The organism is Paraburkholderia sp., from assembly GCF_049581445.1.
Classification (GTDB): Bacteria; Pseudomonadota; Gammaproteobacteria; order Burkholderiales; family Burkholderiaceae; genus Paraburkholderia.
Genome location: NZ_JBAURZ010000392.1, coordinates 11,811 through 33,666, shown reverse-complemented (window position 1 = coordinate 33,666; position 21,856 = coordinate 11,811). Strand labels below are relative to the sequence as shown.

16 protein-coding genes and 1 pseudogene are annotated in these 21,856 nt (G+C 61.2%); 14 read left to right on the top strand and 3 right to left on the bottom strand.

Features of this window, described 5'->3' with window-relative positions:
* Nucleotides 1–130: 130 nt before the first annotated feature.
* From antA to WCA85_RS33960, 5 genes are all read left to right on the top strand, one after another.
* The gene (gene antA, locus WCA85_RS33980) at nucleotides 131–1,519 is read left to right on the top strand and encodes an anthranilate 1,2-dioxygenase large subunit (RefSeq protein WP_424069947.1); all 1,389 of its coding nucleotides are present in this window, start codon (nucleotides 131–133) and stop codon (nucleotides 1,517–1,519) included.
* Between the two features lie 3 nt (nucleotides 1,520–1,522).
* Nucleotides 1,523–2,011: an anthranilate 1,2-dioxygenase small subunit gene (gene antB / locus WCA85_RS33975; protein WP_424069945.1), complete on the top strand. Its 489-nt coding sequence runs from the start codon at nucleotides 1,523–1,525 to the stop codon at nucleotides 2,009–2,011.
* 16 nt (nucleotides 2,012–2,027) lie between these two features.
* Complete coding sequence (gene antC / locus WCA85_RS33970; RefSeq protein ID WP_424069943.1) at nucleotides 2,028–3,068, top strand: anthranilate 1,2-dioxygenase electron transfer component AntC; 1,041 nt, start codon at nucleotides 2,028–2,030, stop codon at nucleotides 3,066–3,068.
* Nucleotides 3,069–3,185: 117 nt separating this feature from the next.
* Nucleotides 3,186–4,184 (top strand): AraC family transcriptional regulator, encoded by a 999-nt coding sequence (locus WCA85_RS33965; protein WP_424069941.1) that lies wholly within the window; start codon nucleotides 3,186–3,188, stop codon nucleotides 4,182–4,184.
* Nucleotides 4,185–4,767: 583 nt separating this feature from the next.
* The gene (locus WCA85_RS33960; RefSeq protein WP_424069939.1) at nucleotides 4,768–7,344 is read left to right on the top strand and encodes a penicillin acylase family protein; all 2,577 of its coding nucleotides are present in this window, start codon (nucleotides 4,768–4,770) and stop codon (nucleotides 7,342–7,344) included.
* A gap of 173 nt (nucleotides 7,345–7,517) precedes the next feature.
* On the opposite strand, the gene WCA85_RS33955 is transcribed toward WCA85_RS33960, so the two are convergent.
* On the bottom strand, nucleotides 7,518–7,898 hold the full coding sequence (locus WCA85_RS33955) for a hypothetical protein (RefSeq protein ID WP_424069938.1): 381 nt from the start codon (nucleotides 7,896–7,898) through the stop codon (nucleotides 7,518–7,520).
* Nucleotides 7,899–8,524: 626 nt separating this feature from the next.
* Between WCA85_RS33955 and WCA85_RS33950 the strand changes: the two genes are divergently transcribed.
* Nucleotides 8,525–8,737, top strand: a complete 213-nt coding sequence (locus WCA85_RS33950; protein WP_424069936.1) for a hypothetical protein — start codon at nucleotides 8,525–8,527, stop codon at nucleotides 8,735–8,737.
* Nucleotides 8,738–8,910: 173 nt separating this feature from the next.
* Here the strand turns inward: WCA85_RS33950 and WCA85_RS33945 are convergent.
* A pseudogene (locus WCA85_RS33945) lies at nucleotides 8,911–9,462 on the bottom strand (alkene reductase); the annotation flags it as partial.
* Nucleotide 9,463: 1 nt separating this feature from the next.
* Between WCA85_RS33945 and WCA85_RS33940 the strand changes: the two are divergent.
* The 7 genes from WCA85_RS33940 (at nucleotide 9,464) to WCA85_RS33910 (ending at nucleotide 19,751) form a co-directional block, all read left to right on the top strand.
* A complete protein-coding gene (locus WCA85_RS33940) occupies nucleotides 9,464–10,267 on the top strand; it encodes a LysR substrate-binding domain-containing protein (RefSeq protein WP_424069934.1) in 804 nt (267 codons plus the stop codon).
* Nucleotides 10,268–10,556: 289 nt separating this feature from the next.
* Nucleotides 10,557–11,246, top strand: a complete 690-nt coding sequence (locus WCA85_RS33935; protein WP_424069932.1) for a hydrolase — start codon at nucleotides 10,557–10,559, stop codon at nucleotides 11,244–11,246.
* 99 nt (nucleotides 11,247–11,345) lie between these two features.
* The gene (locus WCA85_RS33930; protein ID WP_424069930.1) at nucleotides 11,346–13,214 is read left to right on the top strand and encodes an amidohydrolase; all 1,869 of its coding nucleotides are present in this window, start codon (nucleotides 11,346–11,348) and stop codon (nucleotides 13,212–13,214) included.
* An 81-nt stretch (nucleotides 13,215–13,295) separates the two neighbouring features.
* On the top strand, nucleotides 13,296–13,937 hold the full coding sequence (locus tag WCA85_RS33925) for a phosphohydrolase (protein ID WP_424069928.1): 642 nt from the start codon (nucleotides 13,296–13,298) through the stop codon (nucleotides 13,935–13,937).
* Nucleotides 13,938–13,995: 58 nt separating this feature from the next.
* Nucleotides 13,996–14,943 (top strand): glyoxalase, encoded by a 948-nt coding sequence (locus tag WCA85_RS33920; RefSeq protein WP_424069927.1) that lies wholly within the window; start codon nucleotides 13,996–13,998, stop codon nucleotides 14,941–14,943.
* Entirely contained in the window at nucleotides 14,933–16,477 is a 1,545-nt protein-coding gene (locus WCA85_RS33915) for an alginate export family protein (protein ID WP_424069926.1), read from the top strand. The genes WCA85_RS33920 and WCA85_RS33915 overlap by 11 nt, the downstream gene beginning before the upstream one ends.
* Before the next feature lie 280 nt (nucleotides 16,478–16,757).
* Entirely contained in the window at nucleotides 16,758–19,751 is a 2,994-nt protein-coding gene (locus tag WCA85_RS33910) for a winged helix-turn-helix domain-containing protein (RefSeq protein ID WP_424069924.1), read from the top strand.
* A 7-nt stretch (nucleotides 19,752–19,758) separates the two neighbouring features.
* Here the strand turns inward: WCA85_RS33910 and WCA85_RS33905 are convergent, their stop codons facing one another.
* Nucleotides 19,759–20,679 (bottom strand): LysR family transcriptional regulator, encoded by a 921-nt coding sequence (locus WCA85_RS33905; RefSeq protein ID WP_424069922.1) that lies wholly within the window; start codon nucleotides 20,677–20,679, stop codon nucleotides 19,759–19,761.
* A gap of 324 nt (nucleotides 20,680–21,003) precedes the next feature.
* On the opposite strand from WCA85_RS33905, the gene WCA85_RS33900 reads away from it, so the two are divergent.
* Nucleotides 21,004–21,441: a PRC-barrel domain-containing protein gene (locus WCA85_RS33900; RefSeq protein ID WP_424069920.1), complete on the top strand. Its 438-nt coding sequence runs from the start codon at nucleotides 21,004–21,006 to the stop codon at nucleotides 21,439–21,441.
* The last annotated feature ends 415 nt before the right edge of the window (nucleotides 21,442–21,856 follow it).

The window sequence follows — 21,856 nt, the reverse complement described above, 5'->3', positions numbered from 1 at the left end:
TCATCCCGGACCCAAAAAAAGCGGATAGCGAATGTCGAGTAGCCGGATAGCTCCGGCCTCCGATCACGTATTCAATGCCTCTTGTCGGCAATCAATTGCAACGCCGTGAAACGGCAGGAGGAGACATACCGTGAGCACTACCAGAAACCCATCACAGTGGCAGGAATTCGTGGACGGCTGCCTGGATTTTCGCCCCGCTGAAGGCGTGTACCGGATCGCGAGGGAGATGTACACCGAGCCGGAGCTGTTCGAGCTTGAGATGGAGTTTATCTTCGAGAAGAACTGGATCTACGCGTGTCACGAGAGCGAGATCCCGAAGTTGCACGATTACATGACGATGCGCGTGGGCCGCCAACCGTTGATCATCTCTCGCGACGGCAACGGCGAGCTGAACGCGATGATCAATGCGTGCCAGCACCGCGGCGCCACCCTCACGCGCATGAGCAAGGGCAATCAGTCGACGTTCACGTGCCCGTTCCACGCATGGTGCTACAAGAGCGACGGGCGGCTCGTCAAGGTCAAGGCGCCGGGCGAGTATTGCGAGGATTTCGACAAGTCCACGCGCGGCCTGAAGAAAGCCCGCATCGCAAGCTACAAGGGCTTCGTGTTCGTGAGCCTCGACGTGGACGGCACCGATACGCTCGAGGCGTATCTGGGCGACGCACGCATCTTTTTCGACATGATCGTCGCGCAGTCGCCGACCGGCGAACTGGAGGTGCTGCAGGGCAAGTCCGCGTATACCTACGACGGCAACTGGAAGCTGCAGAACGAGAACGGTCTCGACGGCTATCACGTGAGCACCGTGCACTACAACTACGTGTCCACGGTCAAGCATCGCCAGGAATCCAACGCGCAAAAGGGCGAGGCCGCCAGCGACACGCTTGACTACAGCAAGCTCGGCGCCGGCGATGCCGAGACCGACGACGGCTGGTTCTCGTTCAGGAACGGCCATAGCCTGCTCTTCAGCGACATGCCGAACCCGGCCGTGCGCCCCGGCTACGCGAGCGTGATGCCGCGCCTCGTCGAGGCTCACGGACCCCAGAAGGCCGAGTGGATGATGCACCGCCTGCGCAACCTCAACATCTACCCGAGCATGTTCTTCATGGACCAGATCAGCTCCCAGCTGCGCATCGTGCGCCCGGTGGCCTGGAACAAGACCGAAATCATCAGCCAGTGCATCGGCGTGAAAGGCGAGTCCGATCAGGATCGCGAGAGCCGCATCCGCCAGTTCGAGGATTTCTTCAACGTGTCGGGCATGGGCACGCCGGACGATCTCGTCGAGTTCCGCGAGCAGCAGCGCGGCTTCCAGGCGCGGCTCGAACGCTGGAGCGACATCTCGCGCGGCCACCACAAGTGGGTTGAGGGAGAGACGGCCAACACGCGGCTCCTCGGCATCGAGCCCGTGCTAAGCGGCACCGAGCTCACGCACGAGGGCCTGTATGTCAATCAGCAGGGCGCATGGCGCGAGTTCCTTCTGAAGGGTCTCGCCAGGCAGTCGAACGCCACGAACGAGGGTTGAACCATGAAACAGTTCCAACATTCCATCGAGCAGTTTCTTTATCGCAAGGCCGAGCTTTGCGACGCCCAGCGCTGGGACGAGTACCTGGACCTCTTCGACGAGGCGAGCGAGTTCCATGTGCCACAGTGGGATTCCGAGCACGCATACACGACGGACCCGAAACGCGGCATGTCGCTGATCTACTATTCGAACCGTTCCGGCCTTGAGGATCGCGTCTTCCGGTTACGCACGGGCAAGTCGGCGGCCTCCACGCCGCTGCCGCGCACGATGCATCAGGTCAGCAACGTGCGGATCGCTGAGCTCGAAGGCGGCTTGCTCGAAGTCAAGGCCAACTGGGCGACGTTCTATACGCGCCATGGCGAGGCCGGGCATTTCTTCGGCCCAGTGACCTATCACCTGCGTGCCGAACGCGAGAGCTGGAAGATCGTGCGCAAGCATGTGCTGCTGCTCAACGACCGCATCAATGCGGTGCTCGATTTCTATCATCTGTGAGCGGGAGTGCGTCATCATGAGCCACAAGGTCGCCTTCAGTTTTGCCGACGGCAAGACCCTATTCTTCGACGTCCGGCCGAACGAGATCCTGCTCGATGCGGCGCTTCGTAACGGCGTAAGCATCCCGCTCGACTGCCGCGAGGGCGTCTGCGGCACCTGTCAGGGGCGCTGCGAATCAGGCAGCTACAGCCAGGACTATGTCGACGAGGAAACGCTCTCGGCCGAGGACCTGGCCCAGCGCAAGATGCTGTCGTGCCAGACGCGCGTGCAGTCCGATGCGTCGTTCTTTTTCGATTACGACTCGAGCCTGTGCCAGACGGGTGGCACGAGCGTCGTGTCCGCGCAGGTCACGCAGGTGCAGCAGGTTTCGGAAACGACCGCAATCCTGCACCTCGATGCCGGTGCCCATCCGCGGCGCCTGGATTTTCTGCCTGGCCAGTACGCGCGCTTGCAGGTTCCCGAGACCGGGGCCTCGCGGTCGTATTCGTTCGCCAACCGGCCGAACGACAGCAATCAATTGCAGTTCCTGATCCGTCTGCTGCCGGACGGCGTAATGAGCAACTACATACGCGAGCGCTGCCAGCCGGGCCAGACGATCGAATTCGAAGCGCCGCTCGGCGCGTTCTACCTGCGCGAGGTCGAACGCCCGCTCGTGATGGTCGCTGCCGGCACGGGGCTGTCGGCTTTTCTCGGCATGCTCGACGAGCTGGCGGAAAAGGGCGGCTGCGGCCAGCCGGTCCGTCTTTACTACGGCGTGACGAATGCGCGTGACCTGTGCGAACTGGAGCGTCTGAAGGACTACGCTGAGAAGATCGAGGACTTCGCCTGCGAAATCGTCGTGATGAACCCCGCGCCGGAGTGGCACGGCAAGACCGGCCTGATTCCCGAGCACTTCGAGCGTGGCTTTCTTGCCTCGAATCCGTTCGACATGTATGTGTGCGGACCGCCGCCGATGGTCGAGGCCATCAAGCAATGGCTCGCCGAGCAGGGCATCGAGGGAGGCCGTCTATACTACGAGAAATTCGCTGACAGCAACACCAATCATCAGACGTCTTGAGCGGCGGACGGGACCGGGCAACCGGCCCTGTCCGCACTCCTCCGGGTGCGCACCGATTGGTGTCGGATTTGACCTCATTTACACTTTGCGGCGTCACGTCGAGAGGTAAACGAACCGATGTATACGCAAGCCGGCCACGACAGCCGTGGCGTAGACGCGGAACGTCGCGACCTCGATGGTGCGCGCGACTGGATGGCCGAGATTTGCGGGCCGCACGGGCTGCGCGTGCACAGCCCGCAGCATCTGCAGTTTCATCACTCGGGCACCGTGCTGCGCGCGATGTCGACGACGCTCGGCTATGTCGAATACGGCACCGACGTGACGGTGTCCGTCAGCACCGATGCCCCGCTCAACTGCTACAGCGTCAGCCTGCCCCTGACCGGCGAGCAGGAGTTGGCGGCGCAAGGCCGCCTCTGGCAATCGGATCATGACAAGGGGCTTATTCTCTCCCCGCATGATGCCCAGGACCTCGCGATCACCGGAAATTGCCGCAAGATCATTGTCGCGATTCCGCGTCCGGCGCTGCGCCAGGTGCTCGAAGGGCTGCTGCAACGTCCGCTCGATGCACCGTTGACGTTCCAGCCCGGCATGGACGCCGCCAGCGGAGACCAGGCCGCCTGGTGGCGCATGGTGAGATTCATGATGACAGAAATGGAGCGCAGCGGGCCGCTCGTGAATCACCTGCAAATGGTGGGCGACCTCGAGCAGGCCCTGCTCAAAGGGTTGCTGTTGTCCCAGCCGCATAACTATTCGGCAGCGCTCGTCGACTCCTTGAGTCCTTCCTGCCCGCACTATCTGTTGCGGGCGAGACAATTCATTCAGGACAACGCGCGCGAGGATCTCACGCTCGAAGACATCGAGCGGGCGGCCGGCGTGTCTCGCTACAAACTGTTCGACGGCTTCAGGCAGTATTTTGGGCAGGCACCCATGGCGTATCTGAAGAAATACCGCCTTGAAGCGGTGCACCGCGACATGCTCGCCGATTGCTCCGAACGGAACATCTCTTCGATTGCAATGGGCTGGGGGTTCATGCATCTAGGGCGCTTTTCCAGCGACTACAAGAAGCTGTTTGGGGAAACACCGTCGCAGACGCTAAGGCGCGTCGTCGGGCGTTAGCAGGATCGCATCCGCGCTAGGCGGCTGCGCCGATCAAATCTGTGGGGGTGCGTCGCGCTTCGCGATCGGGGCCATACCGCGAGTTCACGGGCCGTATAGTGAGGGTGAGAAAGAACACCTTCTGCCGCGCCCTGCTCTATCGCAACCAACGCGGCGAACGCTTGGTTGCGTGGCATCGTTTCACTGGGCTGGCCAAAAATCCATCCGCTCTCTGAGCAAACCCGCGTCATCTGCGCTCTTGCGCGCTCAGTAGTGACAGAGCCGACCCGGCCCTTGTGGCTACGGTATTCGCCGACAGGGGCAGGAACTGAGGGAGGACCGGCCAATTAACAACGGCGCCTTCGACCCTGCCCGGACCTCGCCGCAACTTTGCTCCTAAACCTCACCCGCAGCGTTGCTTTTTCTTCTTCCGGTTAAGGTTCGCGCGGCGTTTGCGTGAGGGCCGCACCGTTGCCGTTGCATGCGAAGACGCACCAATCCGGATTCAGAGATCCTGAAGCAACCGCTGGTGGGGATCTTTGATTGACCGACCGGTCGGTTTTATTTTAGGATAGCGCACACCCGATAAAACGATGGAGACACTATGCGTCTGCCAGTAGGCGGTTCCGGCCGCACACCTGCTGTTGCCCGACTTATTGCCTGTACCGCACTCGCGCTGCCGCTGTTCTCCATAACCGTCTGTGCGGCCGACACCGTGCACCAGGTGGTAATCAAGCGCGATGAATATGGCGTCCCGCAGATCTACGCGGACACCACTTACAAGCTCTTCTACGGCTACGGCTACGCGGTTGCGCAGGACCGCCTGTTCCAGATGGAGATGGCCAAACGCAGCACGCAAGGCACGGTGGCAGAAGTGCTCGGGGATAAATTCGTCAAGTTCGATGAGGCGACCCGCGGAAACTACTGGCCCGCATCGATCGAACAGCAGATCGCTGCATTGCCGAAACGCGAGCGCGACATTCTCGCCGGCTACGCGGATGGCATGAACGCCTGGATTGCGCAGGTGCAAGCGCACCCGGACACACTGATGCCCAGGCAGTTCAACGACTTCGGTTTTAGGCCGTCGAACTGGAGCGCATTCGATGTAGCGATGGTCTTCGTCGGCACCATGGCGAACCGTTTCTCCGATAGCACGAGCAAAGTTGACAACCTCGCGCTTCTCACCGCACTGAAAGACAAGTACGGTGACACACGCGGCATGGAACTGTTCAACCAGTTGAAATGGATCGTGAACCCGGATGCACAGACGACAATCGCTCCCGACGAACGCACGTATCCGGTCAAGCTGAGTCCGCAGGTGGGCAACGGTCCGCTCTCGTACACACTGCCACGCTACGATGGTCCGCCACCGATGGCCGACCGCCCCGCACGCGGGGATGACGGGATGCTGCTCGCGCTTGATCCGGCTGCCAACCGCAATACCGTGCTCGCGCAGTATGCGTCGAGCGGCGCCAACGGTCTCGCCGGCTTTCCGACCACCAGCAACATGTGGGTCATCGGTAAGCATCGCGCGCGCGGCGCAAAAGCGATCATGCTGAACGGCCCGCAGTTCGGCTGGTTCAATCCGGCCTACACGTATGGCGTCGGACTGCATGGCGCGGGTTTCAACATCGTCGGCAACACGCCGTTCGCCTACCCGTGCATACTGTTTGGTCACAACGGCAAGATCTCCTGGGGCGCAACCGCCGGCTTCGGTGACGACATCGACATGTTCGCCGAACGCGTCGATCCCGCTCGCCCAGATTTCTACTGGCATAACGGCGCGTGGGTACAGATGCAAAAGAGGGTGGAGATCATCCACGTCAGGAACGCCGAGCCCGTGACGCTCGACGTTTACCGCACTGTGCATGGCAACGTGATGCAGCGCGATGACGCCACGCATACCGCGTATGCAAAAGCGCGCGCATGGGACGGGCTTGAAGTGCGGTCGCTGCTCGCATGGACGTATCAGGCACAGGCTCAAGACTGGAAAAGCTGGACTGCCCACGCCGCTCGCCAGGCGCTGACAATCAACTGGTACTACGCTGACCGTGACGGCAACATCGGCTATGTACATACTGGTGCGTATCCGTGGCGTCGTGCGGGGGAGGATCCACGGCTGCCGGTTCCAGGGACCGGCGGGTGGGACTGGCGCGGCCTGCTGCCGTTCTCGACTAGTCCGCAGATTTATAACCCACGTTCGGGCTATATCGCGAACTGGAATAACTCGCCGGAAAAGGGCTACCCCGCCTCCGACCTGTTCGCGTTCCTGTGGGGCGCGGCAGATCGAGTCGACGAAATCGACCGGCGCATCGAGGCGCACACCACGCTGGATAGCGATGACGTCTGGCAGATCCTGAAGGACACCAGCCGCGCCGACCTGAACGTGCATCACTTCCTGCCGTACATTGAGCGTGCGACGGCGACACTTCCCGCCGACGACCCGCGCCGTCGCCTTGCGCAAACGCTGGCGCACTGGAACGGTATCAATGACGATCCGCGCGGCAGCGGAAAATACGGGCAACCGGGCTCGGCAATCATGAACGCGTGGCTCACGTCGATGCTCTCGAGAACGGTCGCCAAGGCCGTCCCGGCACCGTTCGACAAGTGGTACACCGCAAGCGGTTATGAGACCACGCAGGACGGTCCGACCGGTTCGCTGAACCTTAGCACCGGCAGCAAGATCCTGTATGAGGCGTTGCTCGGACCGCGTTCGGGCGTACCGCAACGGATCGACCTGTTCGGCGGCGCCCAGCCGGACGACGTGATTCGCGCTGCACTTGAAGATGCGTGGACGTCGCTGTCGCAGCGTTACGGCAACGACATTGCCCAATGGCACCCACCGGTGGTCACGCTCACGTTCCGCGCGAACAACTTCTTCGGCGTGCCGCAGGCGGACGCGTCCGAATCAATCCATGTACCGGAATTCCAGAATCGCGGTACTGAGAACGACTTGATCGTGTTCGGCAGCGACGCAGCCGCAGGCAAGGTACAGGCGTGGGATGTGGTCGCGCCAGGGCAAAGTGGCTTCGTCGCACCGGACGGTACCCGTTCACCGCACTATAGCGACCAGCTCGCGCTGTATACGGGTTTTGGCCACAAGCCGCTCAGACTCGAGGAAAGCGACATCGCACGACACACCCAAAGCGTGCAGCGACTCGATGTGCAAGAGCCGCAGTAACTGCTGCACTAGCACATCCGGTTACCGAGACAATGTCGTAAAAACGTATCAACATGCCGTCCGACGAACATGATGGTCGGGTGAACATAAGGTCCGTTATCCGAACAGAGCCGACGTTCGAATGTCTACCTGAGAGCGCGGTCGAGCGGTGGGTCGCACGCCAGTGCTCTTCGTTATTTTGGGCTGACGATGTAAAAGATCACGTCCGTGTCCCCGACGTTCTTGATGGCATAAGGCGGGGTTGGCCCGAATACCTTCACTTCGCCCGTCTTCCAGTTCGACATCTCCTGCTTGCCATCGGGGTAGATGCGTTGGATTGTCCCGCCCTGAAGTGCCCGCACGACACGGTAAGGACGCGCCTTGCTTGCGCTGTTAGCGCCTCTCGTGAGTTTCTCTTCCGTGACGAGCACCTTGTCGTTGTCCACCAGTACTTTCAATTCATCTGTTGCAGGAGGCGCGGCCGCTCCTTGCGCCGTGGCAGCGCTCGCGCTGATGCCCGTCAACAGTACCGCGACGACCGGGAGTGAGACGAAATAACAGACTGGTTTGTTCACGGCAGACCTACCCACCGGGGATCCCCGGAAAATGCCGAACACGACAGGCGACGCGAACTACGCAAAGTATCTCGCCAATTGCCGGACGCCTGAGGTGGCGCTCGTCGGCGGAACGCTCGCAAGTCACCTCTACGTTCCTGTTTCCCTCGAAATACGGTACGCGCGCGTAGCGGCCTTCGCAGGCCAGCAGATAAGGCAGAAATGAGGGCGTCCATTGACTCTATACCAACGTTGGCAACGAAATCGGACAAAACTGCGCGGCCTTTGGCACTATGGGCGCGAAGCCGGGCGCTCTTGCTGTCAAATGGCGGCGGAATCGAGATACCCATGCCCGCGTGGATCGACAGGAACGGCGTGTTCCGCTACGAACAGGAGGATGGACGGCTTGAGCGACGATGAACGATGCCAACAGCACGGCGCATAACTGTTCGCGGGCGTCCAACAAACAGGCCGTCGAGGTCGGAGCCAAATGCGTGCCGAACACGTGCATGGGCCCATGAATCAAGGCCCCGGCGCATTCATAGGCGCGCTCGCGGATATTGGCACGGTCCTTGCGAAAACCGCAGCGAGCATATGCCGTGCTCATCCACATCTCACGACCTTTTCGTATAGCCCGGAGAAACACCATGAAGAGCATTCTCGTCATCGCCGACATTCCGTACGATCCGCTCGCGCAAAGCGACGAAGCCACGCTCACGCGCGCGCAAATGCAGCGCATCGTCGGCGGACGCAGTGTCCTCGCCACGGTCAATGGCGGTCCCGCCACGACGACCGTCGACGATTTCGGCATCAACAACGCCATCTGGGAAGGAAGGATCTCAGGTCCGATGATCAACTGAAACGCATCCCGATTCATCGCTATGTCCCTTCGCGTGCGAGCGGGAAGGGACATTAGCATTCATGGTGCCGCACGGTGCCTTGAAGCTACGCATACGCTTGGGGCGAAACCTAACGATCGCGGCTGCCAAGGTGCGAACGACAGCAAATATTCCTGAATTGGCCGGCGCCCCAGTCATTTCACCCCAGCACTCTCGCCGAACGGGTAGTCGATATACCCTGCATGGTCGCCACCGTACCAGCCGGTCGGCTTGGGCATCGCGAGTGCTGTGTGAGTCGCGATGCGCTCGACCAGATCGGGATTGGCGATGTAGGCACGAGCGAACGCAACCAGATCGGCCTGGCCGTCACGTATAAGCTCCTCGCCCTGGTCGATGGAAATGCCGCCGTTGACCATCAACGTGCCGGAGAACACCTTGCGCATGCGTCCGATGATGCGCGGCAGATCCGGCGCACCACTCCAGCCGTTCGTGTCTGCCGCATGGACATAGGCAACACCGAATTCATCCAACATCTTGCCGACGTAGTCATAGGTGCCATCCGGGTCCGCGTCGCGCACATTGTTGTAGTGCGCATACGGCGAGAGGCGTACACCGACCCGATCCAGCGAGACTACCGATCCGATCTTCATAAGAACGTCGCGCAGGAAGTTGGCGCGGTTCGCTATCGAACCGCCGTAGCGGTCATCGCGCGTGTTGGTGGTCGAAGACAGGAATTGATGTGGCAGATTGGAAGCCTCGCTGGGTACGGCACTGCTGACCCGCACACCCAGAAAGGTCAGCCTCACGGACGCCGGTATTGCGTATGTCGAGCAGGTCGGCAAAGTGCTCGACGATCTCGCCGAGGCGGACGAGAGTGTCTTCGACAGTGGCGCGTCGCCGGTCGGTTCGCTGAGAATCTCGGTGCCGTCCACCTTCAGTCGTTTGCGGCTCGCGCCGCATTTGGCGGCATTCCTCTCGGACCATCCGCGGGTTTTCCTCGACGTCGTGGTCGCCGATCATTTCGTTGACCTCGCGCTCGACCGGATCGACGTCGCGTTCCGTATCGGCCTGCCGGATCGCGATGCCAACCTGATCGTCAGAAAGCTGGCCGACAATCCCCGTTACGTCGTCGCTAGCCACGAGTATCTCCAACGACACGGCACGCCTGAGACCCCCCAGGCACTCGCCACGCATAACTGTCTCCGCGTCGCCTATGGCGGCGGCTATCGCACCCACCAAATCTGGACCTTCCGCCGCGAAGGTGTGGCACAACGCGTCGAGGTGCGGGGGCATTTGCTGTCGAATAGCCTCGACATCCTGCTCGAAGCCGTGATGGCGGGATGCGGCATCGCGTTGCTGCCGGCATGGCTGGTTGGCGCCGAGATTTGCGCGGGACGCCTGATGCGCCTGTTCCAGAACTTCGAAGCGAGCCCACATCAAGGCGACGCCGTGGTCTATGCCGCCTATCTGCCCAATCGCCGTCACTCCAGCAAAGTGCGCGCGCTGGTTCAGTTTCTCGAAGCGCGGCTTCAGGGCGCGCTCGAAGGTTGAACTGCATTCCGCATGTAGCTGGTTAGCGCCAGATCGTCCTTACGCAACTCGGCCATAGAAATGCTGCGCCCTTAAAGTCCTGCAGAAATATGAAATGTTCTGAGCGAGACGTCCGCCAGCAGGCGTACGCACGCATTTTTTTGCCGTCATCTTTTTTAAGAACTATTAAGGACTTCGACAAGGACGCCTGGAAAGGCCGTCGCTAGACTGGCCCTGTGTGTTCCTCGCACTACAAACGAGTGCGGCATGTTCTCCCATGTTAGCTAAACCTTTTAGGACGCAACCAGCCATGGCAAATCCGAAACTCGAAGTCCTGACACCTGCAAACTCGCAAATCATCTTCATCGACCAGCAGCCGCAAATGGCTTTTGGGGTCCAGTCCATGGACCGTCAGGCACTGAAGAACAACGTAGTCGGTCTCGCGAAGGCAGCGCGGGCATTCAACATTCCCACCACGATTACGTCGGTGGAATCAGAAAGCTTCTCGGGATATACGTACCCCGAGTTGCTGGACGTGTTTCCGGAGCACAAGGTACTCGAACGCACGTCCATGAATTCGTGGGACGACCAGAAGGTCCGTGACGCGCTGGCTGCGAACGGCCGGAAAAAAGTGGTGGTGGCAGGCCTTTGGACTGAGGTTTGCAACAACACGTTTTCACTGTGCGCCATGGGCGAAGGCGACTACGAAATCTACATGGTTGCTGACGCATCGGGCGGTACGTCGAAGGAAGCTCACGATTTTGCGATGCAACGAATGATTCAGGCCGGTGTTGTTCCGATGACCTGGCAACAGGTGCTGCTCGAATGGCAACGCGATTGGGCGCACAAAGAGACGTACGACGCCGTCATGGCGATCGTCAAGGAGCACTCGGGAGCGTACGGGATGGGCGTGGACTACGCGTACACCATGGTGCACAAGGCTTCCCAGCGCACGGAAGCGTCGCATGAGATTCTGGCGCCGGTGCCTGCAACGAAGTAAACCTTCGCATCACGGCATCCGAAGCAATCGCGACGAGCGCCTGTCTTCCCTGAATTGCTCCGCGTACGAAAAGCGGAGCGCTCCCCTATGAGGATCGTCATGACTGCCACCAACTCCGTACCGACGCCGGCCGAAGTTGTCTTCTTCAACGGCAAGATCGCTACGCAGGACGACAAGCGTTCCTTTGCCGATGCGCTGGCCGTCGCGAACGGCCGCATTATCGCTGCGGGCTCTCGCGATGCCGTGATGCGGCACGCGACCGACAGCACGCATCATGTCGACCTGAAGGGTCGCACGGTCATTCCCGGTCTGAACGACTCTCACCTGCACATCATTCGTGGCGGGCTGAACTTCAACATGGAGTTGCGCTGGGACGGCGTGCCGTCGTTGGCGGACGCGCTCGACATGTTGCGCAAGCAGGTGGCGCGCACGCCGGCGCCTCAATGGGTGCGCGTAGTGGGTGGCTGGAACGAATTCCAGTTCGCCGAGCGGCGCGCGCCGGCACTTGAGGAAATCAACGCGATTGCACCGGATACGCCGGTGTTCATCCTGCACCTGTACGACAGTGCGCTGCTGAATGCGGCCGCTCTGCGCGCGGTTGGCTATACGAAAGACACGCCGAATCCGCCGGGTGGTGAGATCCAGCGCGACAAGCGCGGCAATCCGACGGGCATGCTCATCGCGCGGCCAAACGCAGGACTCCTGTATGCGACGCTCGCGAAGGGGCCGAAGCTCGCGCCCGAAGATCAGCGCAATTCCACCCGCCATTTCATGCGCGAACTGAACCGGCTCGGTGTGACGAGCGCGATCGACGCGGGCGGTGGCTACCAAGCCTACCCAGACGATTACGCGGTCATCATGGATCTGGCGAAGCACAGCGAACTGACGGTGCGCATCGCATACAACCTGTTCACGCAAAACGCCAAAAAGGAAATCGAAGACTTTGCCAAGTGGGTAAAGATGACGAAGCCCGGCGAGGGCGACGATTTCCTGCGGGTCAACGGCGCGGGGGAAATGCTGGTTTTTTCTGCAGCGGATTTCGAAGACTTTCTGGAGCCGCGGCCGGATCTGCCGGACACACTCGAGGCCGAACTCGAAGCCGTTGTCAGGCTGCTCGTGGCGAACCGCTGGCCGTTCCGTCTGCACGCGACCTACAACGAGTCGATCGAGCGCTTCCTGAACGTATTCGAACGCGTGAACGCGGACATTCCGTTCAATGGTCTGCGATGGTTCTTCGACCACTGCGAGACGATCACGCAAACGAACATCGAGCGGGTGCGCGCGCTGGGCGGCGGCATTGCGATCCAGCATCGCATGGCTTTCCAGGGTGAGTATTTCATTCAGCAATACGGCGAAGAGGCCGTCAAGCGCACACCGCCGATCCGTCACATGCTCGATGCCGGTCTGCCCGTTGGCGCGGGCACGGATGCGACGCGCGTCGCGAGCTTCAATCCGTTCGTCTCGTTGTACTGGATGGTGTCGGGCAAGACAGTCGGCGGCACCTCGATGTATTCGGGTGAGAACAAGCTCGACCGGATGGAGGCGTTGCGCCGCTACACCGTGGGGAGTGCCTGGTTTTCGAATGAAGAAGACCATAAAGGTGCACTGGTTCCCGGCCAGTTCGCGGACTTCGCGGTCCTCAGCGACGACTACTTCACGGTCGACGAGACCCACATCAAATACCTCGAATCGGTGCTGACTGTGGTGGGCGGCAAGGTCGTGTATGCCGACGACGAGTTCAAGCCGCTTGCGCCGGCCGATTTGCCGGTGAGCCCGTCATGGTCGCCAGTGGTGGAATTTGGCGGCTACAGCCGTTACAAGCCGAGTGCAGTGGCGTGCGTAGACGGCTGCGTGAATCTCTGTGGTGTCCATGCCCATGCGCATGGCTGGGCGTGGCGAAAGAACGTTCCGGTCAGTGATTCGAACGGTTTCTGGGGCGCATTGGGATGTAGCTGCTTCGCGTTCTGAGCACCTTGGGCCCGTGCCGCCACGTCAGCTTTAAATTGCTACGCTGCAATGGAGCGGGATGCTCGACACGGAGGAGTTGACATGAAGAGAGCCATTGCCGGCGTTGACATTCCCGACGGTGTGATGGCCCAGGCGGCAACCGATCTGATGCGTACAACGGAGTCCGAGTTGCTGTTTCATCATGCGCTACGGGCCTTTCTGTTCGGCGCGCTTACCGGCTACCGCGAGAAGCTGGCCTTCGACACTGAGCTTCTGTATGTCGGCGCGATGTTTCACAACGCCGGACTGAACGTGAAGTACCAGGGCTCGCCGTACCGCTTCGAGGTGGACGGCGCGAACGCCGCGCGCGAGTTCATGAAACAGTACGCCGTCGCCGATGAGCGGATCAACGAAGTCTGGACGGCGATCGCCTTGCACACGACACCGGGCATTCCGGAGTACATGTCGCCGCTGGTTGCGACGATCAGCGCCGGCGTGCAGATGGATGTCCGAGGCGCTCGCTATGAGGACTTCACCGCGCAGCAGCGCGACGAGATCGTGCAGGCCTATCCCCGCGAATCCGGCTTCAAGAAGAAGCTGATTGAAGCGTACGCGCGTGGCATGGAGCATCGTCCGGTCACCACCTTCGGGACAGTGAATGCGGATGTGCTGGACCGCTGGGACCCGAACTATCGCCGCCTCAATTTCTGCGGGCTGGTGTTGGGATGCGACTGGCCGAATTGAAAGGCGCGTATGAAAAGGGCGAACGATCAATCGTTGCTAACACTATCAGGTAATCAATATGTTCAAGTCGCTTCATCCGTTCCGTCATGTCGCGCTTCTTTGCGCAGCACTGCTGACCGGTTTGACGCTCGTTTCATCAGCATTCGCCGACGATGGATCGCCGGCAATGCAGACCGGCAAACACGTGCTGGTGAAGCATCCCGACGTATCGGTTGGTGCGCAGTACGACACAACCCACGTATATGTCGCCTCCGCCGACCTTGACGCGTTCGTCACCAGCTTCCTCGCGACGTTTGGCGGCAAGGCGTCGCCGCGTGCCGTGTTCACCGTCACCCCGACGCCGAGCAAGACCGCGTCACAGTACGTGCAGACGCCGGTCGGCATGCTGTCGGTGTTCGGCTTCGAGACGCCAATTCCGTATCCGTTTGGCAGCGAGCGAACGGGTTACCTGGTCACGGATATCGATCAGGCTTTGAAGGCAGCTCGCGCGGCGGGCGCCGACGTCCTCGTGGACTCCTTCGACGATCCGATCGGCAAGGATGCGGTCATCCAATGGCCGGGCGGTCTGACGATGCAGCTTTACTGGCACACCAAGGCGCCCAACTATGCGCCGTTGCAAAGCGTGCCGGATAACCGCGTGTACGTGTCGCGTTACGAGGCGAATAACTTCGTACGCCGCTGGCTGCACTTCTCGCATGGCAAGGTGGTGTCAGACAATCCGCAGGCGGACGCCGGTGTAATTGGCCTCCCGGGCGAGACAGTCCGCGAGATCCGCATCGAGTCGGGCTTCGGCCACATGGTCGTGTTTGTCACGGACGGCAAACTGCCGTTCCCATTCGGCCGTGAAACGACCGGCTATGGTGTCGCCGATCTGGCGCAAACCATCGAGCGGGCCCAGGCGGCCGGTGCAAAGGTGCTCTCTCCGGCATACAGCAGCGGCTCAGGCAAGACGGCCATGCTCGAATTCCCGGGTGGGTACATTGCTGAAGTGCACGATGGCGAGTGACGCGAACGTCGCGCCGCTGTCGAAGTCACTGAAAACACCCAGGCATGCGCAGCGCCGTAGCGCGCTGCGCACCGTCAGCGCCTTGCTGTTCAGCACGGGGTTGGCGGCGGCGCTGCCCGCTGCGGCGGCGGACACCGCACAAGGCGGCGCTGACGATACCGCAACGGCCGGGGGTCTCACCACAACGACAGCGTCGACTCCGGTGGCGGCAACGAAGTCATGCGAGCGGCCGACTATCATGTTCAACCGCTGGCAGGAGAACTGGTCGGCGTTGGCCAATCCATGCGTGCCAAAAAAGCCGTTCGATTCGCTTAAGTACATCCCGCTGTTCGGCAATCCCGAGGCGTATATTTCACTGGGCGTAGTGCTGCGTGAACGGCTCGAAATCAACGACGCGCCGCTCTTCGGTCTGGGCTCGGGACATGACGATACGTACCTGCTGCAGCGGCTGGAAGTTCATGCCGACGTGCGGCTCGGCCCGCATGTGCAGATCTTCACGCAGTTCGAAGACGCGCAACAGTACGGCAAGGACTCCGTAACGCCGGTCGACAAGAACCCGCTGGATCTGCGTCAGGCGTTCGTCGCCGTCACTGAGCCGCTGGGTCCCGGCACCGTGAAGTTCCGTGTCGGGCGACAGGAAATGGCGTTCGACTTGCAACGTTTCGTTTCAGTACGCGACGGTCCGAACGTCCGCCAGGCGTTCGACGGCTTCTGGGCCGACTACGAAACCGGTCCATGGCGCTGGATCGGCTACGCGACGCAGCCGGTTCAGTATCGCGACAACTCTGATTTCGACGATGTGTCCAATCGCAATCTGACTTTCAGCGGCGTGCGCGTGGAGCGTAAGAATGTCGGGCCAGGAGATCTGTCCGCCTATTACTCACGCTACAACCGCATTGATGCGCACTTTCTCGACGCCGTCGGAGACGAGCATCGCGACGTATTCGATGCACGCTATGCCGGCACCGCCGGGCAAATCGATTGGGACACCGAAGGCATGTATCAGTCCGGCCATGTCGGTAACGACACGATCGGTGCGTGGGCGATAGGGTCGCTGGCGGGCTACACGCTCGCCTCGGTGCCGTGGACTCCGCGCCTGGGCATTCAGATGGATGCCGCCTCGGGCGACAGCCATCCGGGGGATGGTCGCCTTGGTACGTTCAATCCACTCTTTCCGAACGGCTACTACTTTGCGCTCGCCGGTTATACCGGCTACTCGAACGTAATCCACATCAAACCGTCGCTCACGCTCAAACCGAACAGCAGGCTGACGCTGCTCGCGGGTGTGGGCTTCCAGTGGCGCGAGACCACCGGAGACGCTGTGTATCAGCAAGGGTCTGCGGTGGTGCCGGGCACGGCTGGGCACGGCAACCTGTGGACCGGTTTCTATACGCAATTACGCGCGGACTGGATGGTCACGGCCAACCTCACTGCAGCGCTTGAAGCCGTGCATTTCCAGATTGGGCCTTCGCTGCGCGCATTGGGCGGGCGCAATGCCGACTATGTCGGCGCAGAACTCAAATTCGGTTGGTAGACGCAAAGATGGGGCTCAGTGCGTCGGATATCGCTTGCAGGACTGGGGCATCGTTGGCCGCCACCAGTTGCGACAGTGAAAATCCAGATCCACTGCGCGCCGCGGGGTCACAACCGAGCAGGCGGAGTAGAAGCGGACGTGCTTAGTCCAAAAATTTTGAACGGTAGGTTCAGTTTTTTCCGCGCATAGGCTGTCGTCGTTGCTCTAGACTTCGGGGACGCAACACTGAGCTGTCATTCCTCAGTTTTTCCTCACCCGCTGCGATAGGGATACTCAGGCAATGATTCAAATAGGCCCCCTTCAGATGGACATTGACCGTCGAGAAGTGTTTGTCGACGGAAGGCCTGTTCGGCTGGGTAGTCGCGCGTTCGACATGCTGGCGGTATTGATCGCCGCCAAAGGCGAGCTGGTATCGAAGAACGAAATGCTCAAGCAGGTGTGGCCGAACGCAATTGTCGAAGAGAACAATCTCCAAGTGCATATGTCCGCGCTGCGCAAAATGCTCGGCGAAAGCCGCGGGCTGATACGGACCGAGTCCGGGCGTGGCTACCGGCTGGTGCAATGCGGCATGTCGAGCGTCCAGGCCGCCGAGGCGGACCATGAAGACGAGACCAGCACCGGTGTTACGCGGGGCCGCGTCTCCCCGCACAACTTGCCAGCCAGCTATTCAACACTGATCGGGCGGGACAAGGCGATGGACGACATCGTTCTGGGGCTTTCGTCAGCGCGCCATGTCACGCTGGTCGGTTCGGGGGGAATTGGCAAAACCCGCCTGGCCGTGGAAGTCGCGCGCGGTCTGCTGCCGCGTTTCCCTGACGGGGTTTATCTGGTATCGCTTGCGTCTACCAACGACGCGAGCAGCGTTCTTGCGGCGTTCGCGGCCAGCATCGGTGTCAATCCGGCTGTTGGACCGCTGACGCTCGCGTGCCTCAGCAAGCAACTGAACGAGCAGCGCGTGCTGTTCGTGCTCGACAACTGCGAGCACGTGTTGAGGCCTACCGCGGAACTGGCCGAGACGCTGCTGGGCGTCAGTCCTGCGGTTCAGATTCTGGCGACGAGCCGCGAGCCGCTGCGTGTCGCCAACGAGCACCTGTACTGGGTCGCCCCGCTTGATGTGCCATGCCAGGAGGATCAAAGCCAGCACGTCCTGCAATGCAGTGCGGTGGAGTTGTTCCTGTCGCGCGCCCGCGCCATCGACGCGCGATTCTCGTCCGACGAAAGAAGCATCCAGCTGACAGGCATGGTATGCCGCCGGCTCGACGGCATACCGTTGGCGATCGAACTGGCGGCGGCGCGCGCGGCCATCCTCGGCATAGAAACGCTCGCGGGCCATCTCGACGATCGTTTCAATATGTTGACCGGCGGCAATCGCACGGCATTGCCGCGGCACCAGACGCTGAAGGCAACTCTCGACTGGAGCCACGGCCTGCTCGACGATGCCGAGCGGACCACGCTGCGGCGTCTGGGTATCTTCGTCAGCAGCTTCACGATGGAAGCAGCGGTCGCCGTCGCTGGCGACGGCGCATTGCGTGAGCTTGATGTCATCGCCGCCCTGTCGGGGCTGGTTGAGAAGTCGCTAGTGGTGACGCGCATGGAGGGTGGCCGGATCAGCTACCGCCTGTTGGAAACCATGCGCGTGTATGCGATGCAGAAGCTGGAGGATAACGGCGAGCGGCGCCTCGTCACACTCCATCACGCGCAATACTTTCTGAGCCGTTTGGAGAATGAAGCGCAGGGCCGATCGAACCCGGAGCACACTTTCTCCGAAGACTGGCGTGTGCGGATGCGTTCGCTGCTGGCCGATGTGCGTGCGGCACTGGGTTGGGCTCTCTCGCCCAAAGGCGACGAAGAGCTGGGCGAAACGCTCGCGGTGAAGGCCGTATTTCTGCTGTACGAACTATCTCTGCTCGACGAGTGTTGTGTGTGGGCGCGCCGGGCGCTCGATGCCGTGGCGACGACACATCGGGGTTCGCGCTCGAGCCGCCATCTGCGCTTGCGCATGCAACTGCAGGCGGGGCTTGCCGCAGCGCTTGTCTACGTCAACGGGCCGAACCAGGAGACTTTAGGCATATGGTCCGAGATCCTCACGTCGGCGATTGCGCTCGGCGATCACGCGTTCGAAACGCGGGCGTTATGGGGAATGTGGAACGCCAGTCAATCGTCCGGCGCGGCGCGCAATGCTTTGGCGTTTGCGAAACGCTTCGCCTTGTTCGCTTCTGAATCCGGCGACGCGTCCGGTGCGGTGCTCGGATACCGGCTACTGGGCATCGCGTCGCATTACGCGGGGGATCAACAGCAGGCCCGCGTGTCGCTCGAACAGTTGTTGGAGCACTGCGACAGGTTGCGTTACCGGATGCCGCTGGGGCAGTGTATCGATCAGCGCATCGTCGGCCGCGCGACACTTGCGCGCGTGCTATGGCTGCAAGGTTTCCGCGATCAGGCACTGCGGCTTGCCGAAGCGGGTGTGGCCGATGCGTGCGATCAGCAACCGGCCATCGTCAAATGTTATGTACTGGTTGAGGCGCTGGTACCGCTCGCGCTGTTGTCCGGTAAACGCGAACGGGCAGGGCAGGCGATAGCGTTGCTGGACGAAATGTCCACACGTGCGGGTCTGAGCGTGTCGCAAGCCTGTTGCCGCTGTTTTAGCGAATACCTGCGCTCAATGGATGACGTTTCCCCGGAACGCTTGCACGCGTTCAGTGCGGCGCTGGACCACCTGGAATCGCTCGAATTTGGTGCGCCGCGCGCCATGCTGGCAGGCCAGTACGGCTTCGCGCTCGGACGCTCGGGGCAGCGGGACGCGGGCATTGCCGTGGCGATGCGGGCGCTGGAGCAATGCGACGAAACGGGTGACCACTGGTATGTCGGCGAACTCAGGCGTATCCATGGCGAGTTGCTGCTCATGGAGCAGGCAGACGCACCGCCTTCCGGGGCGGTCGCGCGGGACGCCGAGGCATGTCTCAACGCGGCGTTGGAGGAGGCGATGGTGCAAGGCTGCCGGTCGTTGCAATTGCGCGCCGCGACCAGCCTGGGCAAGCTCTGGTATGCGCAGGGGAGAAGCGCCGAGGCGGCATTGCTGCTGAACTCTGCCTGCTCGCGGATTTCCGAAGGGCTTGACTGGGACGACTTCAAGGCCGCCGAGCATCTGCTGCAGACGACGGCCGCCTCGGGCGCAGCCGCACGCGCCGCTTCGACCTGCGACCCGACCATCGGACGTTCCGCGACGAGGGCTTCCGGCGCCCAGCCGCGCGCCAGGATTAGCGAACGCGGCTAGCCGGCTTTCAGACGTTCAACATCCTTTGTTGCACGACCTCGTCGATCAGGTTGGGCCGGTTCAACTGATCGACCCACCAGCAGAGCGCCTTACCCGTTTCGTCGCCGCGCCACGCGAGATAAAAATGCGTGGTGTGCCGCATGCCGAGCACTTCCTTTTGTACCAGTTCGCCCCGGGCAATTGGCTCCGCTGCCAGACATTCCGGAATCGTGCCCGCAGCAAGGCCTCTGATCTGTGCGGCGAGCTTCGCGTCGAGCGTGGGGACCGTCAGGACCTCCTGGTTCTCGGTGAGCGCGATCGTGCGCGGTGCAAGCTTGCGCGACGTATCGCCAATCGCGACGGCCCGGTGTCGCGCCACGATGTCCTGTGTCAGCGGCCCTTGGATCGACGCAAGCGGATGGTCTGCTGCCACCACGAACACGTGGCGCAGCGAGCCGATCGGCTTTGCCATCAGATTGGGAATGGGCGGCGGGTCGCCCGCGGCGCCTACGACCAGATCCGCACGACGTGTCAGGAGCGCATCCCACGAGCCTCCCAGTACCTCTTTCGACAAATGTAGCCGCGTTTCCAGCTTCAACTCGTAAAAGTCGCGGACGTGGTCCCATAGCAACTCAAACGGAATGATTTCATCGACGGCAACGCGCAGTTCGGACTCCCAGCCGTGCTCGATTCTTTTCGCCTTGCATTCCAGGTCTTCCGCTGCCTGCAGAAGCCGACGCCCTTCCTCGACGACCACCCGGCCGGCATGCGTAAGCGTGGCGCGCCGGCCGCTGCGGTCGAACAGCTTGACGCCCAGATCGAGTTCCAGCTTCTGGACCAGATAGGTCAGCGAGGAAGGAACCTTGTGCAGCGTCTCCGCCGCACTGGCAAAGGTGCCGGTGCGATCGATGGCGTCGAGCACCTGCAGGACTTCAAACGAAAGGTTCATGGCGAATGCGCGGAAAGGGTGCGGATGGTCAGCATACTGGATTCCCGACGTTTCGCTAACACCTTGTGGCGACCGGAGCGTGGTTCCATGCGCCTCGCCACCGGTTAAACGCTGCGCCGGCGGGGCGCTTACTGACCCGACAGCGGCGCGAGCGCAGCACATTGCGATGCACGTGTACGCTTCACCGTGCGAATTTGACAGTGTAGTGTGTGCAATCCGGGCAAAGTGGTAATCGACGCGACCTCGGCAAGCAGCACCCCGCGCCTGCCGGCATCATGTCGCGAACGATCGTCTTTAAACGAAGTCATTTTTCTGGAAAAAATCATGAAATCAAAGTGGACATGGGTATTTCTGGCCGCGTCGGCGTTGGGCGCGGTTTCGCAATCGGCGAGCGCACAAGTGGCAGGCTCGCAGACCATCGGCGTGAGCGTCGAGCAGTCCGAACTCATCGTCGAGGGCTGGAGTGCCAAGAAGAGCTTGATGGGCAAGAGCATTTACAACGACAACGGCGAGAAAGTTGGCGTGCTCCACGACATTATCATTGCGCCCGACAATGCCGCATCGTTCGCAATCGTGGCGGCTCACCAGTTCCTCGGCGTGTCCCAGCACGACGTGGCGATTCCGATGTCGCAACTGGACTATGTGGACGGCAAGCTGGTTTGGGCTGGCGCTACGCGTGACGCGGTCAAGGCACTTCCCGCGTTTCAGTATGCGAAGGTCCGCACGGTTCCGATCGCGCGCAAGGACTTTTCTCACCACTGAGGCAACATGCCCGGGTGATTATGCGAGCGGCGGCGCTCCAGTCTGTGACAGACGACTGGGGCGCCACTCGGATTCTTCGGCGTGTGCCGTGTGCGCGTTCAGTTGTATTGTTAGACATCGATTTGCCGAGGAGGCCGCGAACCTGTCGTTATTGATGCGCCAAAATCGATTGCGACGTCCGGCGCTGAAGTGACACGAGCGTAGGCCTTATAAAATATGTATTCCTAACTATGTATAGAGAGATCCACTGCGATGTATTTATCCGGCTTCCTCGGTCCCGGTTCACTCACGAATGTCTTCCGATGGAAAAACGATATAAACAGTATGTACCGTTTGTTGATGGCCATCTCCCTGGATTGGGATGTACCGGTTCGGGTATGAAATTTTTCGCCTGCGGCGCGCAATCCAGGCGTCG

What these genes read in the sequence shown, in the direction of transcription:
- antB (WP_424069945.1), top strand. Translation starts at nt 1,523, where the DNA reads ATGAAACAGTTCCAACATTCCATCGAGCAGTTTCTTTATCGCAAGGCC.
- antC (WP_424069943.1), top strand. Translation starts at nt 2,028, where the DNA reads ATGAGCCACAAGGTCGCCTTCAGTTTTGCCGACGGCAAGACCCTATTC.
- WCA85_RS33965 (WP_424069941.1), top strand. Translation starts at nt 3,186, where the DNA reads ATGTATACGCAAGCCGGCCACGACAGCCGTGGCGTAGACGCGGAACGT.
- WCA85_RS33960 (WP_424069939.1), top strand. Translation starts at nt 4,768, where the DNA reads ATGCGTCTGCCAGTAGGCGGTTCCGGCCGCACACCTGCTGTTGCCCGA.
- WCA85_RS33950 (WP_424069936.1), top strand. Translation starts at nt 8,525, where the DNA reads ATGAAGAGCATTCTCGTCATCGCCGACATTCCGTACGATCCGCTCGCG.
- WCA85_RS33935 (WP_424069932.1), top strand. Translation starts at nt 10,557, where the DNA reads ATGGCAAATCCGAAACTCGAAGTCCTGACACCTGCAAACTCGCAAATC.
- WCA85_RS33930 (WP_424069930.1), top strand. Translation starts at nt 11,346, where the DNA reads ATGACTGCCACCAACTCCGTACCGACGCCGGCCGAAGTTGTCTTCTTC.
- WCA85_RS33925 (WP_424069928.1), top strand. Translation starts at nt 13,296, where the DNA reads ATGAAGAGAGCCATTGCCGGCGTTGACATTCCCGACGGTGTGATGGCC.
- WCA85_RS33920 (WP_424069927.1), top strand. Translation starts at nt 13,996, where the DNA reads ATGTTCAAGTCGCTTCATCCGTTCCGTCATGTCGCGCTTCTTTGCGCA.
- WCA85_RS33915 (WP_424069926.1), top strand. Translation starts at nt 14,933, where the DNA reads ATGGCGAGTGACGCGAACGTCGCGCCGCTGTCGAAGTCACTGAAAACA.
- WCA85_RS33910 (WP_424069924.1), top strand. Translation starts at nt 16,758, where the DNA reads ATGATTCAAATAGGCCCCCTTCAGATGGACATTGACCGTCGAGAAGTG.
- WCA85_RS33905 (WP_424069922.1), bottom strand. Translation starts at nt 20,679, where the DNA reads ATGAACCTTTCGTTTGAAGTCCTGCAGGTGCTCGACGCCATCGATCGC.
- WCA85_RS33900 (WP_424069920.1), top strand. Translation starts at nt 21,004, where the DNA reads ATGAAATCAAAGTGGACATGGGTATTTCTGGCCGCGTCGGCGTTGGGC.